At 59.8% G+C, this 15,361-nt stretch carries 16 protein-coding genes; 5 read left to right on the plus strand and 11 right to left on the minus strand.

Annotation, left to right across the window (positions count from 1 at the left end):
* Nucleotides 1–5: 5 nt before the first annotated feature.
* Nucleotides 6–677 (plus strand): helix-turn-helix transcriptional regulator, encoded by a 672-nt coding sequence (locus JT51_RS17865; protein WP_037315973.1) that lies wholly within the window; start codon nt 6–8, stop codon nt 675–677.
* Between the two features lie 36 nt (nt 678–713).
* Here the strand turns inward: JT51_RS17865 and JT51_RS17870 are convergent, their stop codons facing one another.
* The 8 genes from JT51_RS17870 to JT51_RS17905 form a co-directional block, all read right to left on the minus strand.
* Nucleotides 714–1,871: a peptidoglycan DD-metalloendopeptidase family protein gene (locus tag JT51_RS17870; protein ID WP_037315976.1), complete on the minus strand. Its 1,158-nt coding sequence runs from the start codon at nt 1,869–1,871 to the stop codon at nt 714–716.
* Nucleotides 1,872–1,935: 64 nt separating this feature from the next.
* The gene (locus tag JT51_RS17875) at nt 1,936–2,586 is read right to left on the minus strand and encodes a protein-L-isoaspartate(D-aspartate) O-methyltransferase (RefSeq protein WP_037315979.1); all 651 of its coding nucleotides are present in this window, start codon (nt 2,584–2,586) and stop codon (nt 1,936–1,938) included.
* Nucleotides 2,583–3,365, minus strand: a complete 783-nt coding sequence (gene surE / locus JT51_RS17880) for a 5'/3'-nucleotidase SurE (RefSeq protein ID WP_037316354.1) — start codon at nt 3,363–3,365, stop codon at nt 2,583–2,585. The genes JT51_RS17875 and surE overlap by 4 nt, the downstream gene beginning before the upstream one ends.
* A 121-nt stretch (nt 3,366–3,486) precedes the next feature.
* Complete coding sequence (locus JT51_RS17885) at nt 3,487–4,572, minus strand: ABC transporter ATP-binding protein (protein ID WP_200876106.1); 1,086 nt, start codon at nt 4,570–4,572, stop codon at nt 3,487–3,489.
* 80 nt (nt 4,573–4,652) lie between these two features.
* Nucleotides 4,653–5,699, minus strand: a complete 1,047-nt coding sequence (locus tag JT51_RS17890) for a methyltransferase domain-containing protein (protein ID WP_037315983.1) — start codon at nt 5,697–5,699, stop codon at nt 4,653–4,655.
* 108 nt (nt 5,700–5,807) lie between these two features.
* Nucleotides 5,808–6,920, minus strand: a complete 1,113-nt coding sequence (locus JT51_RS17895) for a hypothetical protein (protein WP_037315987.1) — start codon at nt 6,918–6,920, stop codon at nt 5,808–5,810.
* Nucleotides 6,921–6,922: 2 nt separating this feature from the next.
* Nucleotides 6,923–7,702 carry an SDR family oxidoreductase gene (locus tag JT51_RS17900; protein WP_037315990.1) on the minus strand — a complete coding sequence of 260 codons (780 nt, stop codon included), beginning with the start codon at nt 7,700–7,702 and terminating at the stop codon, nt 6,923–6,925.
* Between the two features lie 70 nt (nt 7,703–7,772).
* Nucleotides 7,773–8,138 (minus strand): nuclear transport factor 2 family protein, encoded by a 366-nt coding sequence (locus tag JT51_RS17905; RefSeq protein ID WP_037315993.1) that lies wholly within the window; start codon nt 8,136–8,138, stop codon nt 7,773–7,775.
* Between the two features lie 109 nt (nt 8,139–8,247).
* Between JT51_RS17905 and JT51_RS17910 the strand changes: the two genes are divergently transcribed.
* The 3 genes from JT51_RS17910 (at nt 8,248) to JT51_RS17920 (ending at nt 12,316) form a co-directional block, all read left to right on the plus strand.
* Nucleotides 8,248–9,855 carry a peptide chain release factor 3 gene (locus JT51_RS17910; protein WP_037315996.1) on the plus strand — a complete coding sequence of 536 codons (1,608 nt, stop codon included), beginning with the start codon at nt 8,248–8,250 and terminating at the stop codon, nt 9,853–9,855.
* A gap of 47 nt (nt 9,856–9,902) precedes the next feature.
* Nucleotides 9,903–10,664, plus strand: coding sequence for a hypothetical protein (locus tag JT51_RS17915; protein ID WP_037315999.1), 762 nt, complete (start codon nt 9,903–9,905; stop codon nt 10,662–10,664).
* Between the two features lie 275 nt (nt 10,665–10,939).
* Nucleotides 10,940–12,316 carry a DEAD/DEAH box helicase gene (locus JT51_RS17920; RefSeq protein WP_200876108.1) on the plus strand — a complete coding sequence of 459 codons (1,377 nt, stop codon included), beginning with the start codon at nt 10,940–10,942 and terminating at the stop codon, nt 12,314–12,316.
* On the opposite strand, the gene JT51_RS17925 is transcribed toward JT51_RS17920, so the two are convergent.
* Genes JT51_RS17925 through JT51_RS17935 form a run of 3 tightly spaced genes read right to left on the minus strand, consistent with a single transcriptional unit; the run spans nt 12,313 to nt 14,316 of the window.
* Nucleotides 12,313–13,215 carry a DMT family transporter gene (locus tag JT51_RS17925; protein ID WP_037316006.1) on the minus strand — a complete coding sequence of 301 codons (903 nt, stop codon included), beginning with the start codon at nt 13,213–13,215 and terminating at the stop codon, nt 12,313–12,315. The two genes, JT51_RS17920 and JT51_RS17925, sit on opposite strands and share 4 nt — an antisense overlap.
* 20 nt (nt 13,216–13,235) lie before the next feature.
* A complete protein-coding gene (locus JT51_RS17930) occupies nt 13,236–14,120 on the minus strand; it encodes a fatty acid desaturase (protein ID WP_037316009.1) in 885 nt (294 codons plus the stop codon).
* On the minus strand, nt 14,113–14,316 hold the full coding sequence (locus JT51_RS17935) for a DUF2061 domain-containing protein (RefSeq protein ID WP_037316360.1): 204 nt from the start codon (nt 14,314–14,316) through the stop codon (nt 14,113–14,115). Before JT51_RS17935 ends, JT51_RS17930 begins: the two co-directional genes overlap by 8 nt.
* A 106-nt stretch (nt 14,317–14,422) precedes the next feature.
* Between JT51_RS17935 and JT51_RS17940 the strand changes: the two genes are divergently transcribed.
* Entirely contained in the window at nt 14,423–15,301 is an 879-nt protein-coding gene (locus JT51_RS17940) for a helix-turn-helix domain-containing protein (protein ID WP_037316012.1), read from the plus strand.
* The last annotated feature ends 60 nt before the right edge of the window (nt 15,302–15,361 follow it).

A 15,361-nucleotide genomic window follows, 5' to 3' on the forward strand; every position in this document is an offset into this window, starting at 1 on the left:
CCTTCATGCGCCGCACTGACCGGCTGTTCGATATCATTCAGATCCTGCGTGACGGTAAACTGCACCGCGCGCAGGACATTGCGGACCGGCTAGAGGTGTCGGTCCGCACGATCTATCGCGACATGGACACTCTGGTCGCTTCGGGCGTCCCGGTCGAGGGCGAGCGCGGTGTGGGCTACATGGTGCGCGAGCAGATCACCCTGCCCCCCCTGAACCTGACCCCAGCCGAGCTTGAGGCGCTGAACCTTGGGATGGCCATCGTGGCCGAGGCCGCGGACCCGGACCTGAAGGCCGCCGCAGAAACACTTGCCGACAAGATCGACGCAGTACTGCCGACGCAGGTCGTGGCCGAGGCTGATGCCTGGAAATTTGCGGTCTATCCCTTTGCCGATGCCGCGCGCGGGCTGGCGCATATGGCTCCGATCCGGGCGGCGATCAAATCCCGCCAGAAACTGCAGCTATCTTATCGCCGGATTGACGGGGTTTTGACTGACCGGACCATTCGCCCACTGCACATGGAATACTGGGGCCGCGTCTGGACCCTGACCGCATGGTGTGAGCTGCGGCAGGGGTTTCGCGTCTTTCGCATCGACCTGATCGAAACCGTATCGCCGCTGCCAGAGATTTTCGCCGACGAGCCGGGAAAGCGGCTGGACGACTATAACCCCACGGACTGAACCGAACACCTTTGGCAGGTCAAAACCGCACCCGGATCAGTTCAGATAGGGTTCCGGATCAACGGATTCGAACCCTTTGCGGACCTCGAAATGCACATAGGCATTATCCCCGCCCCGCAACGACGCGATCTTTTGCCCCCTGCTCACCCGAGCGCCCTTCTTAACATTGATCTTTTCAACATTGGCGTAAACGGTCAGCAGATCGTTGTTGTGCTTGACCACAATGATCGGAACCTGATCGGCATCTGCAGTGATCGCCGCCACAGTACCCGCCTCGGCCGCTGTTACAGCTGTGCCCGGCGCACCGGCGATGTCGATCCCTTCGTTCTTGCCTTTGTCATAGGCGCGGATAATCGTACCCGAAACCGGCATAGCCAGGACTGAATTGCTTTGGTTCGTGGGCGCTTCGGCTGTGACATCCGGCGCAGGTGGCGGCGGGGCGATCTTTTCGTCCGGCAAGGGCTGTGTCGCACTGGGGGGTGTCGGCGTTGGCGAACCCTGCCCAGGCTGCGTCACATTGGTCGCAGGCACCGGGGTCGGTTGCGGTGCAGGCTGGTTCTTGATCGGAATCAACAGGAACTGACCTTCACGCACCGTGAATTCCGGCCCCAGCCCGTTCCATTCTGCCAGGGAATCCACCGGCACCTGATACAGCCGCGAAATCGTGTAAGCAGTCTCGCCCCGTTTGACCTTGTGCCGAACCGGCTCGGGTCCCGCGGGTACGGCTGCTGGCGCTGCGGCTGGTGTCGCCGGGTCCAGATTTGACACACGAACAGAGCCATCCGCCGGGGCCTGGTCAATCGCTGTACCTGCGATCGAGGCGATGTCCACATTGCTTGCGCCGCCAACCGGACGCGGCAAAGCGATCACCTCGCCATCGCGCAACGTATCTGCGGGCTGCAACCCGTTGAACCCCGCAAGCTCTGCCGCAGGCAGGCCAACCCGCGCTGCGACGTCGCTGACCGTGTCGCCACCGCGCGCGACGGCAACCTGATAGGTCGCATAGGTTATCACACCCCGCGCGTCCGGGGCTGGTCTGTTGGTGGTCGCCGCCTGCACCGCGTCGGTGGTCGAGAAACCGCCGACCTGACCGCGCAAATCATAATCCAGCGGGCCTTCGCACCCAGCCACAAGCGCTATGACCGCGGCCCCTGTCGCGCAGCGATATATCGCTGATTTGGAAACTGCTCTCATTTCATTTATCCTCAACACCTGCCCCTGTTCTCCGGGGTTCCGGCGCATTTTGCAGAATATTCCTTTATGCCCCGTCTTTTCCAAGGCCCTCTAACAAGGGCACGAAACGAACGGGTAACAATTCGTCATAGTCCAAACCGGTTTCGGTTCGCTTGACACGGATCAGGGTCTGAACCGTATCCGACTGCCCAACCGGCAATACCATAATACCGCCGATTTTAAGCTGCGCCAAGAGCGGTCCGGGCGGGTCCTCTGCCGCGGCGGTCACAATGATCCGATCAAACGGCGCTTGTTCGCGCAAGCCGAACGACCCGTCCGACAGCATCGCGGTGACATTGGTCAGGCCCATATCGCGAAACAACTGCCCGGTTTCCCGCACCAGCCGCTTGTGACGTTCGACCGTATAGACCCGGCGCGCCAGCTTGGACAGGATCGCCGCCTGATAGCCCGAGCCGGTTCCGATCTCAAGAACCGTATCCCGTGGACGGACATCAAGGGCCTGTGTCATCAGCCCCACGACCGAAGGCTGGCTGATCGTCTGCCCGCAGGCAATCGGCAGCGGCGTATCCTCATAGGCGCGTTCGGCGAACAGGCCTTTGACGAACTGCCCGCGATCAACCTGCTCCATCGCAGCCAGCACACGTGCATCCGTCACCCCACGCGATCGCAGGGCAAACAGGAATTGCATGATTGTTTCGGGGTCCAGTCCGCTCATTCGATTGTCTTCAGCGCCTCAAGCGCGTCATGCGCCGTCAGATCCGCCCGCATTGGCGTGACCGAGATATAGCCCGCCAGATTGACCGCCGCATCCGTACCCGGCGCGGTCGGGTTATGCTGATACCCGCCCTTGATCCACAGAAACCTGCGACCCGAGGGCGAGCTGTGCGGTTCAACCGAGAAATGCGTATCTCGGCGAAAGCCTTGCGCGGCGACACGGGTTCCCAACACCTCATCTGCGGGAACAGGCGGGAAATTCACGTTATAGAACAAGCGGTAATCGCTCTGCTCTGCAGGAGATGCGTCCAGAATTTTCCGCACCAGATCGGCGCCAAAACGGGTCGCGGCCTCGAACGGGTCATCCAGCCCCAGATTGCGCGGGCCGAAATACTGCGACAGGGCAATCGACGGAATGCCTTGCAAAGCGGCCTCCATCGCGCCGCCGACAGTGCCGGAATACAGCGTGTTTTCGGCCGAGTTGTTTCCCCGGTTCACACCCGACAGAACCAGATCGGGTGGTGCGTCCTTCATCACGTCATGCAATCCGGCCAGCACGCAATCGGCTGGCGAACCTTCGGCGGCAAAGCGGCGCTCGCCCAGTTTTGCGACCATCATGGGGTGTGTATAGCTGATGCAATGGCCAACGCCCGATTGTTCGAACGCGGGCGCAACCACCCAAACTTCGCCCTCGGGTCCGGCCAGATCGGCGGCAATTGCCTCCAAAGCGATCAGGCCCGGCGCGTTGATGCCGTCATCATTGGTCAGAAGAATACGCATTTGCCCCATCCACCGCAGCGTTTTGACCTTGATAGACCCGCCCCCGCGCGGCGGCAAGCAAAGCCCGCGCGCAATCTGAGGCTTTCGCGCACCACTTGGCCTTAAACTGGCGGTTCAGGCGTCAAACGGTGAAAACAAAGCACCGGTTCCGACGAATGGTCAGCCACATGGCCCGCCCGGGATTGGGCACAAACACATTCGGCACCGTCGCCCTGAGGATCGAGCCGTCGTGATCCATCCGGAATTCCACAAGGCTTTCGTTGCCCAGAAACCGCGCGCGCTCAACCACTCCGCGCGCGGCGACACCGTCAGTTGCCGTGGGCAAAGGCCCCTTACCGCTGCGGTCAAAATCAAGCCGAACGTGCTGAGGTCGGAATACGATCTCAACATCCGTACCATCCGGCACACCCGGTGCCAGAAACTGACCAAAGGGGGTTTCGGCCAATGCGCCATTAACTTGCGATTTCAGGACATTGATATCGCTGAAAAATGCCACGGCCGCCTTGTCGATAGGACGCGTGTAAACGTTGTACGGCGCCCCTTGCTGCACAATCTTGCCGCGCCGCATCAACGCGATTTCGTCGGCCATGCGCATCGCCTCTTCCGGCTCATGCGTCACCAGCAAGACCGCGGCGTCTTCTTCCTTGAGGATCGCCAGCGTTTCATCGCGAATACCGTCCCGCAACCGGTTGTCGAGCCCCGAGAACGGCTCATCCATCAACATGATCCGTGGGCGCGGCGCCAGCGCACGCGCCAGTGCAACACGCTGCTGTTCCCCACCTGACAGGTGATGCGGAAAGCTGTCAGTAAAGCGCATCAGGTCAACCTTGCGCAGCAACTCTTCGACACGGGCGCGCTTTTCTTCCTTGTGGCCTTTCAGGCCAAAGGCGACATTGTCGGCCACGCTCAGATGCGGAAACAGGGCAAAATCCTGAAACATCAGGCCGATCTCACGTCGTTCCGGGGGCACCCGGAACACCGTGTCGCAGATCAGCTTGCCGTCGACATAAATCTCGCCGGATTCCTGCATCTCGACCCCGGCGATCATACGCAGCGTGGTGGATTTGCCGCAGCCGGACGGCCCCAGCAAACAGGTCACCTGCCCCGCCTGCACGGTCAGCGATACGTCATCAACGACGACCCGCCCATCGTACCGGGCGACAAGATTGCGGATTTCCAGACGAGGAGGAGTTGCGTTTTCTGTCACCGATGGACCCCGTTGCCTTTCCCGATCAATTCCATCGGGCTTGGGCGGGGATAACAACCCCGCCTGTCAGGCGCAAGAGATCAGCAACATCCGCCGGATGTGGCCTCACCCACGGCTTCAAACGGGCTTTCACCACCGCAGCCGTCGAAAATGCCATAGTGGGTCGCGAAATCGCCGATGAACTCGAAATGCCGGGCGAAACGCGTATCTTTCAGCATCATCCAAGTGTTGCCACAGACAGGAAACACCTTGCCGGTTTCAATCGCGTGGTGGTCGTCCAACTCGAACAGATGCGGGGCATCGGGGATGGTGCCTTTGTAGATGACGGCCTGGCCGTAATCCTCGCAGGCGGGTTCCAGTTCGTGCAGTTTGAACAGACGATAGGTGGCCGACAGGAATTTGAGCGGCGCGACGCGCTCTTCCAGTACCGGGTTTTCGATGGTCAGCGGGCGGTGGGTCACACGGCGCGGATCACCGAACCCGGCCTTGCGCGACATCGACAGGAAATCGTTCCAATACAACGCGCCGGACAGGCATTCGCCGTACAGCACCTCATCCTCGGCCATCGCCTGCGGCACACGGCGGTCGGCATAGACGTCCGAGAAATACATCTCGCCGCCTTCTTTCAGCAACCGATGCGCGCCGCGCAGGACGGCGTCCTTGTCGGTGGCCAGATTGATCACACAGTTGGATACGATGATATCGAACGAACCCGGTTCAAGGTCCAGCTCATCCAGTTTTTCGATGAAGCCATGGTGGAATTCCACGTTGCTGGCGGCATATCCGAATGCATTGGCGTGATAACCCTGATGCGCGCGGGCAACGTCCAGCTGCTCGGGCGTCATGTCGACGCCAACCACACGGCCCTTTTCGCCAACCATCGCCGACAGGGCGTAGACATCGCGCCCGGCACCGCAACCCAGATCAAGGATGCTCATCCCTTCCAGATCCAGCGGCGCGATCAGGCCGCAGCCGTAATAGCGGGTCAGCACCTCATCATGGACTTTGGACAGGATCTTTTTCAGGTGATCCGGCATATCATCCGGCGTGCAGCACGCGTTGGTCTGCAAATCTGCGCTGCTTTGCAGGACTTCACCATAGTAATTCTGCACCGACTCATGCTTCATCGCAGCTATCCTTCCTTCAATCTCTGGCTTGCAGCTAATACAGCGCCGCCCGGCACGCAATCCGGCAGATTCGTTTTTGACGAAAGCGTGAGGTCTGGAGCGCCCCCATCAGCCCAGCAAATCGAAATCCACACCGGCACGCACCCGCCCGTTCACCTGTATTTCTAACCGATGCGCGCCGGGCACCAGCTTGAATGTGGTCGCGTTGCCCTTCAGTTTGTGCTTTTTGCTCAGGTTCAGGGCGCCATTGCGCAACGCGGCTTGCTTGAGCTTGTGAACCTTGGGTGAGATTTTTCCACCAGGCCGCTGAAAGTGAATGATGTAATCAACCAGGACCGGCTGATCATCCGCCCCGCGCAAATCGACGTCAAACGCCAGCACCTCTCCAATCCGGGCCGCGCCGTCTAGCTGGATCGACACGGCAATCTCGGCGTCAGGATCATAGCCCAGCATCTTCATCGCCCCCGCATGACCGGATTTCACCAACCCGCGCAGGGTATGAGAGGTCATCCAGCGCAGCTCATCAGCGTCCTGTTGCGCGCCACTTTTCCAGCTTTGCAACCGGCCCAGCACCAGATCGGGGTCTTTCTTGGTAATGTCGTTCAGATGGTTCGCGACCGAGCGTGTCACGTAACGCGTCTTGTCGAGGTGCAGCCGATCCAGCAACGGCAGCGGTTCTGTCAGCTCCAACCCGATACCCTGCCCCCAGGGCAGCCGCGGCCGCGTGCCTTCGCTAACCAGACGGCGCACATGATAACTGTCGTGATCGCACCACGCGCCCATCCGGGTCAGCACCTGATCTGGATAGTGGTTGAGGAATGGCCGAATGGCCCATTCCATCGAAAACCTCTGCGTCAACTCTGCTAGCACGTCCAGCGCCAGATCGGGGTGATCCAGACCGGTGGCAACGACCCACTCACCCAGCGGCGCAAAGATGAAATCGCCGAAATCATCGTCGGTCTTGTCCGGGTCCAGCGGCGGCGGCAGTGCGCGCAGCAGAACAGGCGCGATGGCCGGAAGATCTCCGGGTATGGCCTGTTGCAGGCATTCGGCAATCCAGGCGATCCGCTCTTTCAACTCAAGATCCGGCAGGCGGGACATTACCTGCGCCTCGAACGCCTGCGCGTTGAACGCAGGCTCTGCCGCCGCAAAAAGTCCAGCCAGGTAGCGGGTCTTTTCCGCGTTGAACAGTTGGTCTTTCAGGGAAAAATTCTGCGCCATCGTCACATCGTCAAATTGGTGCCGCCACCGTCCAGCAGGATATTCTGCCCAACGATGAATCCCGCATGTTGCGAGCATAAAAACGCGCAGGCCGCGCCGAATTCCTGCCGCGTGCCATAGCGACGCGCCGGGATCGTGGCGGCACGCTCGGCGCGGGCCTCGTCCATCGAAATCCCCTTTTGCGCAGACACACCGCCATCCAGCGCATTCGCGCGATCAGTCGCGTGAATACCTGGCAACAGGTTGTTGATCGTCACCCCTTGCGGGGCAACCTGCCGCGCGGTTCCGGCCACATAGCCGGTCAACCCGGTGCGCGCGGCGTTGGACAGGCCCAGCACAGCAATCGGCGCACGCACAGATTGCGAGGTGATGTTCACCACCCTCCCCCAGCCGCTTTCCATCATCCCCGGCAACAGCGCCTTCATGAAGGCAATCGGCGTCAGCATATTGGCGTCCAGCGCCTTGATGAAATCGTCCCGTTCCCAGTCCGACCACAACCCGGGCGGTGGACCACCTGCATTTGTCACAAGGATATCAACGCCTTGCGCAGCTTCGATCACCTGCGCCTGCCCTTCGGTCGAGGTCACGTCACAGGCCACCGTCTGAACATCTACGCCATGTTCGGCCCGCAAACGCGCGGCCTCAGCCTCCAACGCCTCGGCCCCGCGCGCATTCATCACCAGATCAACACCAGCCGCCGCCAGAGCCTCGGCGCAGCCAAGGCCCAGACCCTTGCTGCTGGCGCAAACCAGCGCGCGTTTTCCGCGAATTCCAAGATCCATTCTGATCCTCCCTATCCTTGCCTCACATCTAGCACCGGCCCGGCAAGGAAGACCAGAAACGGATCAGGGATCAGTAGAAGAATTCCTCGCGCACGATTTTGCCGTCGGCGACGTGATAGATCGCAACCTCGCGCATATCAAAACTCTCGCCGCTTTCCTTAACCTTGCCTTGCACTTCGAAAATCACGGCAAAGCGATCTTCGCCATGCAGGAACGGATCGCTGACCGACGCGCCTGATACCTCATGCGCGCCCTCCCACCATTCGTGCTTGCCTCGGATCGCGTCGCGGCCGTGGGCTTCGCGCCCCATCGTGCCACTTGCGTCAACCGCTTCGACCGAAACGGCATCCGCCGCATATAGCTTATCCAGATTGGCCTTGGCCCGGTTTTCCCGACAACCCGCCACCAGTTCTTCGGCGATTCCTTTCAAATCCATTGATCCACTCCATCATTTGTTCACTATATGTTCTTTTTGCCAGAACCATCTGATTCGAACCAGCCCCAATGTCTTGCCTCGGCAGGTTTCCCCGCCTATACGCGCCATCATGCTTGATACCGCCTCGAACCAACCCGTATTGCCGCCCGAGATCGCCCGGCGCCGGACATTCGCCATCATCTCGCACCCCGATGCGGGCAAGACGACGCTGACTGAAAAGTTCCTGCTGTATGGAGGTGCTATCCAGATGGCCGGTCAGGTGCGCGCCAAGGGTGAGGCGCGTCGCACGCGGTCGGACTTCATGCAGATGGAAAAGGATCGGGGTATCTCGGTCTCGGCCTCGGCGATGTCGTTCGACTATCGGGAATTCCGGTTCAATCTGGTGGATACGCCCGGTCACTCGGATTTCTCCGAGGACACCTATCGCACGCTGACGGCGGTGGATGCGGCGGTGATGGTGATCGACGGCGCGAAAGGTGTGGAAAGCCAGACCCAGAAACTGTTCGAGGTCTGCCGCCTGCGCGATCTGCCGATCCTGACCTTCTGTAACAAGATGGACCGCGAAAGCCGCGATACGTTCGAGATCATCGACGAAATTCAGGAAATGCTGGCCATTGACGTCACCCCCGCCGCATGGCCCATCGGCGTGGGCCGGGACTTCATCGGCTGCTATGACATGCTGCGTGACCGGTTGGAACTGATGGACCGCGCCGACCGCAACAAGGTGGCCGAAAGCATTCAGATCAACGGACTGGACGATCCCAAACTGGCTGAACACGTGCCCGAGCATCTGCTGGACAAGTTGCTGGAAGAGGTCGAGATGGCGCGCGAGCTGCTGCCCAAGCTTGACCCGCAAGCGGTGTTGGAGGGGCATATGACCCCGATCTGGTTCGGCTCGGCCATCAATTCGTTCGGTGTGAAGGAACTGATGGAGGGCATCGGGGCCTACGGCCCGCAGCCGCAGATTCAATCCGCCGAACCGCGTCAGATCGCACCCGAGGAAAAGAAGGTCGCAGGTTTTGTCTTCAAGGTGCAGGCCAATATGGACCCCAAGCACCGCGACCGGGTGGCCTTTGTCCGCATGGCCTCGGGCCATTTCAAGCGTGGCATGAAGCTGACCCATGTGCGCACCAAGAAACCAATGGCCATCTCGAACCCGGTGTTGTTTCTGGCATCCGACCGGGAATTGGCCGAAGAGGCCTGGGCCGGCGATATCATCGGTATCCCCAACCACGGCCAACTGCGCATAGGCGACACATTAACCGAGGGTGAGGCGATCCGTGTCAAAGGCATCCCTTCATTCGCGCCGGAATTGCTGCAAACCGTCCGCGCGGGCGACCCGATGAAGGCCAAGCATCTGGAAAAGGCCCTGATGCAATTCGCCGAAGAAGGCGCGGCCAAGGTGTTCAAACCCTCGATCGGTTCGGGTTTTATCGTGGGCGTCGTCGGCGCGCTGCAGTTCGAAGTTTTGGCCAGCCGGATTGAGATGGAATACGGCCTGCCCGTGCGATTTGACGTGTCTCAGTTCACCTCGGCCCGGTGGGTCAGCGGTGACAAACCCGAGGTCGACAAATTCGTAAACGCCAACAAGCAGCACATCGCCCATGACCATGATGGCGACATTGTCTATCTGACCCGCCTGCAATGGGACATCGACCGGGTCGAGCGTGACTATCCGGCGCTGAACCTGACGGCGACCAAAGAGATGATGGTGTAACCCGGCAATGTAAGGCGGCCACAGATCACCAAGGGGACAGACGCGCGATGGATATCGACAAGGAAAACTATCCCGGTGGTTTCTACGCGCTGATGCGTCATCTGGAACGAAAAGAAGTGCCCTATCTGGATTCGCATCTGGCCCTACCCGGGGCGGATGTCGATCTGGACGACCTGTCACAAGCCCGGGTCAATGCCCCCGACCCAGAGGCGGTTTTCGAAAACCGCCGGGATGCCCGCAGAAAGCTGCACGACTTGCAGCTGGAACTGGCCGGGTCGACGCAATTGCATCTGGTGCACGCGCTGTGCATTGCGCTCTTGCGCCGCCGCCCTGCCCCGCCCGAGGCCCGCGCCCTGTTCTTTCGGATGTGGAAAGAGAAAGGGGCGGAACTGGCGCAGGATCTGCCGGTGCGCTGGCTGATCTCAAGCGCCACGACATTCGCCGATCACGGAGAGACGATGGACCAGCGCCTTGGTGGGCAAGGTCTTTCTATGCTGTTTGATCTGATCAAATTGCACGACAGCGAACGGCGCATTTCCCTGCAACCCAACGATCAGGGTTTCCGGGCGCAAGGCAACAAACACTCGGATGTGCCTTTGGCCTTCGATATGGGCGGATATTCATTGCCGAGCGGCGATCTGGATCGCAACATGCTGGCGCGCCTGTGGCGCTATGCCGAGAACGACCCGGTGCTGCGCCCTCTGGGTGTTCGCATGTTGAAAATGGTGATGTACGACCGGCGCAGCATCTTCGGGCGGATTCAGAAGTACAAGGGGCGGCAAAGTATTATGGATTACCTGCCCGAGTGATCATCTGAACCGCAGATTTACGGCCGATCCGCCGACACCTGCCGAATTCGGGGTGGAAAGCTCAGAAACACTGCACCGGAAGTCCCTGAATTGTTGCGGAAAATCTCCACTACGCACCGGCGCCGTTGCGTTAATTTGTCTTCATTTGACCCTGACCGACGATTTTGTTATGTCCCCGTCCAAGCCGAATTTGCGCAATGATGCGTATGGCCATCCGGGCCCGGCATTCCTCTGACGCGCGGGCTAGGTCTAGTGTCCGCATGAACCGGACATACATGACAAAATTCAACGAACTGAACCTGAACCCGAAGGTCCTCAAAGCAATTGAGGAAGCCGGATACGAATCCCCCACACCGATCCAGGAAGGTGCGATTCCCGCGGCCCTTGAAGGGCGCGACGTATTGGGGATTGCCCAGACCGGCACCGGCAAGACTGCCAGCTTTACGCTGCCGATGATCACGCTTCTGGCCCGTGGCCGCGCACGTGCGCGGATGCCGCGTTCGCTTGTGCTGTGCCCGACGCGCGAACTGGCCGCCCAGGTGGCCGAGAACTTTGATACCTATGCAAAACACCTGAAGTTGACCAAGGCGCTGTTGATCGGCGGTGTCAGCTTTAAGGAACAAGATGCCCTGATCGACCGGGGCGTTGACGTTCTGATCGCCACCCCGGGCCGTCTGCTGGACCATTTTGAGCGCGGCAAGCTGTTGCTGACCGGCGTACAGATCATGGTCGTGGACGAAGCCGACCGGATGCTGGATATGGGCTTTATCCCCGATATCGAACGCATCTTCTCGTTGACGCCGTTTACCCGTCAGACCCTGTTCTTCTCGGCCACCATGGCGTCCGAGATTGAGCGCATCACCGACACGTTCCTGTCCGCCCCCGCCCGGGTCGAGGTTGCGCGCCAGGCGACTGCGTCCGAGACCATCGAACAGGGCGTTGTCATGTTCAAAGGCGGCCGCCGCGATCGCGAGGCCAGCCAGAAACGCAATGTCCTACGCGCGTTGATTGATTCAGAGGGCGAAAAATGCACCAACGCGATCATCTTCTGTAACCGCAAGACCGACGTGGATATCTGCGCGAAATCGCTGAAGAAATACGGCTATGATGCCGCGGCTATCCATGGCGATCTGGATCAGTCACAGCGCATGAAAACGCTGGACGGGTTCCGCGACGGTTCCTTGCGGCTGCTGGTCGCGTCAGATGTGGCAGCGCGCGGGCTGGATGTGCCTTCGGTCAGCCATGTGTTCAATTTCGATGTCCCCGGCCACCCCGAGGATTATGTGCACCGCATCGGCCGTACGGGCCGCGCCGGGCGCGAGGGCAAGGCCATCACGATCTGTTCGGGTCGCGATGAAAAAGCCCTGGATGCGATCGAAAAGCTGATCCAGAAGGAAATCCCCCGGATCGACAACCCGATCAAGGATGAACCCAAGACCGAGGCACCGAAACCCGAAAGGAAATCACGGGAATCGGAAGTCAAAAAGAGCGAACCCAAAGAGGCCAGAGAGCCCCGGAAAAGTGATCGCAAGAAAGACAACGAGCCCAGAGGCCGCGGTCGCCGCGACAACAACGGGCCCGCTGTGGTGGGCATGGGTGATCACCTGCCCAGCTTCATCGCTCTCAGCTTTGATGAACGCCGCACGGGTTAGATTGTCAGCACCAGCGCCAGAATTGAGGCGCCAAGCAAAGTCATCCCGGCGATCTCACGCCGGGTGATGGTTTCCCGAAAGAACAGGATCGACGCAAACAGGCTGAGGATCAGCTCTACCTGCCCCAGCGCTTTGACATAGGCCGCGTTCTGCAATGTGAACGCAAAAAACCAGCAGAACGATCCACACAAGCTGGTCAGACCAACAAAAACTCCGGTTCTGCGGGTGTCCCATACGGCGCGCAGTTCGGCCCGGTCGCGCCACAGCAACCACAACCCCATGCTAAGAAACTGGAACGTCACCACCACGGCCAGCGTGACCAGCGCGCGGAACCAGGCATCAATTTCGCCCAACTCCAACGAGGCCCCGCGATAACTGACCGAGGAAAAGGCGAATAAAACCCCCGATCCCAGTCCCAGCCGCGACGCGCGGTTCGTCAGATGTTTCCACCAAGCCCCTTCGCCTCCGGGCGATTTGGACAGCAACAGCACCGCCAGTAACCCCAGAAAAATCGCCGCCAGCGCACCGCTTGATATCTGGTCGCCCAGAACCAGAAAGCCGACAATGGCGGTCTGGATCACTTCGGTCTTTTTGAACGTGATCCCAACCGCAAAATTGCGCTGTTTGAACAAAGCGACTACGCAGATCGTGGCCAGAATTTGCGCCGTTCCCCCGATGACCGCGAACAGCCAGAACCACCCGGTAAAAGGTGGCAGGCTGAACCCGGTTGCCTTGAGCGCCATAAACAGCCCGATTACCGCCAGCGGCATCGAATAGGCGAACCGGGCAAAGGTCGCCCCGGCCGCAGACAGCTTTACGCTGCTTAGTGATTTTTGCAGCATGAACCGCACGGTCTGAAACGTGGCGGCGGCGATGGTGACGGGAATCCAAAGGCTCATGCGTCAGTTGTGTCGGGATTTCAACCCTTTGGCCAGAGCGGATGCGCCACCGGATCTTTGGCGCGCCAGAAATACTCGCGGAATATCTGCGCGTAAGACCGATAGACGTAGGTCTCGTTACAGGCCAGATACCGGTCTTTTCCATGGCGATAAAGTGCTGGCAGCCGGTACCATGGCGCGTTGGGGTGCATGTGATGAACGACGTGTAGGTTATTGTTCAGAAACAACAATGCCAATGGGCCGCGATCTTCGACAATGACCGTCCGCGCCCGCGACCTTTCGTGCGCGCGGTGTTCCAGAAAGGTGCGAATCTTGACCAGACCCAACCCGATATAGGCCGACAGAACATAGCCCCAGATCGGCATCGGTGATTGGGCAACGACCCAAAGAACCATGGCCACGCCGCATAGGTGCAATGCCCAGGCCAGAAGAATGGTCCGATCCCCCCGTAAAGCACCCCAAATTTCGCCGCGTAAAAACGCGAACTGAGCAATCGCCGGGCCAAGCACAATGCGCCCCAATAGCGTGTTGTTCGCGGTCAGGAACAATTTCTGCCAGCCGGGCAACGTGCGCCAGACCACGGGGTCAAGGAAATTCGATTCGGGATCGTCATATGGGTCGGTCAAACCCGCGTCGCGGTGATGCGCAAGATGCAGGTCCCGAAATCGGTTGTAGGGAATGAACAAGGTCAGGGGCAGCGCCATCAGCGCCTCATTCAGCCACTTTGCGCGAAACGGATGGCCGTGCAGCGCCTCGTGCGTCAGGGACGAATGCAGGGCCGCAACGATACCCATGATCGGGATCGCCAAGCACAAGGGCAAGCTGAAGATCACCACCAGCCAGGCGGCGTAGCAGGCCAGAATCAGCGTAAATGTGCCCCACTCGGGCTTCATACGCTCAGACATTTCGGCCCCAGGTGATCCCGGCCCAGACGCGCTCGTAGACGACATATAGTGTCAGACCGATTGCGGTGTTTATGACCGCCAGTGTCCCGCCCACCGCCGCCGAGCCTGTGGCGATCAGACCAACCAGCGTCATGACCGCCAGGCCCATCGCATTCCACACCACAGCCTTCACGACTGATCTGCGTCGTGTTTCCATTCCGTCACCCATATTATTGTTATGCCTTCAGAATTGCGGATCGCCGCGCTGTTGAAAATTCTGAATATGATTAACAAAACTCATCATTTGTGATATAAATCAGCATATGACGGATAAAATCGACAAACGGGACCGTGCGGCCCAATTCCGCCTGCGCCTTGCCCGCGCGATGGAGGACCGCACTGTCAGCCAAAGCGCCCTGGCCCGCCATATCGGTGTGGATCGTTCGACTGTGTCCCAGCTGTTGACTGATGGCGGGGCGCGGTTACCGAACGCTCATGTGGTTGGCAGCTGCGCCTCGGCGCTGGGTGTATCGGCTGACTGGCTGCTCAGCCTGTCTGACCGCCCCGAAAGTGCGGCCGAACTGTTGGCCAGTTCGCTATCCATGACCGAAGCCCCCCGCGCGCTGGTGGATGAGCGCATCTTTGAATGGCATCAAGAGGCCGCAGGCTATAAAATCCGTTATGTTCCAGCAACTTTGCCCGACATGCTGAAAACCCGCGCCGTGTTGGAATGGGAATATGCCCCGCATCTGGGGCGGACGGCGGATCAAGCCATCGGTGCCTCGGCAGACCGGCTGACATGGATGCGCAGCGCCCAGTCGGACTATGAGATCGCCATGCCCCTGTATGAGATCCACAGCTTTGCCCATGCGACCGGATATTATGAGGGCCTGGATCTGCAAATCCGGCTGCAACAGATCGACCACCTGCTAGAGATTTGCCAGCAACTTTACCCACGCTTACGCATCTATCTGTTTGACGCAAAACGCCTTTATTCTGCCCCGTTGACAATATTCGGCCCGCTGCTGTGCGCCTTTTACGCCGGCAGCCACTATATGGCGTTCCGCGACCGTGACAGGGTAGAGATTTTCTCTCGTCACTTTGACACGCTGGTACGCGAGGCCGACCTTACCGCACGGGATTTCCCGGCGCATCTTGGCCGGTTGCGGGCGGCGATTTCTGGCGTAGCTGACGCTGATTGATGCGCCGGGGCCGAACCTGTGCTATCGTCCTTGGGCGCGAACCTTCGGGCATTCCGACAA

Source organism: Ruegeria halocynthiae (assembly GCF_000743705.1).
Lineage (GTDB): Bacteria > Pseudomonadota > Alphaproteobacteria > Rhodobacterales > Rhodobacteraceae > Ruegeria > Ruegeria halocynthiae_B.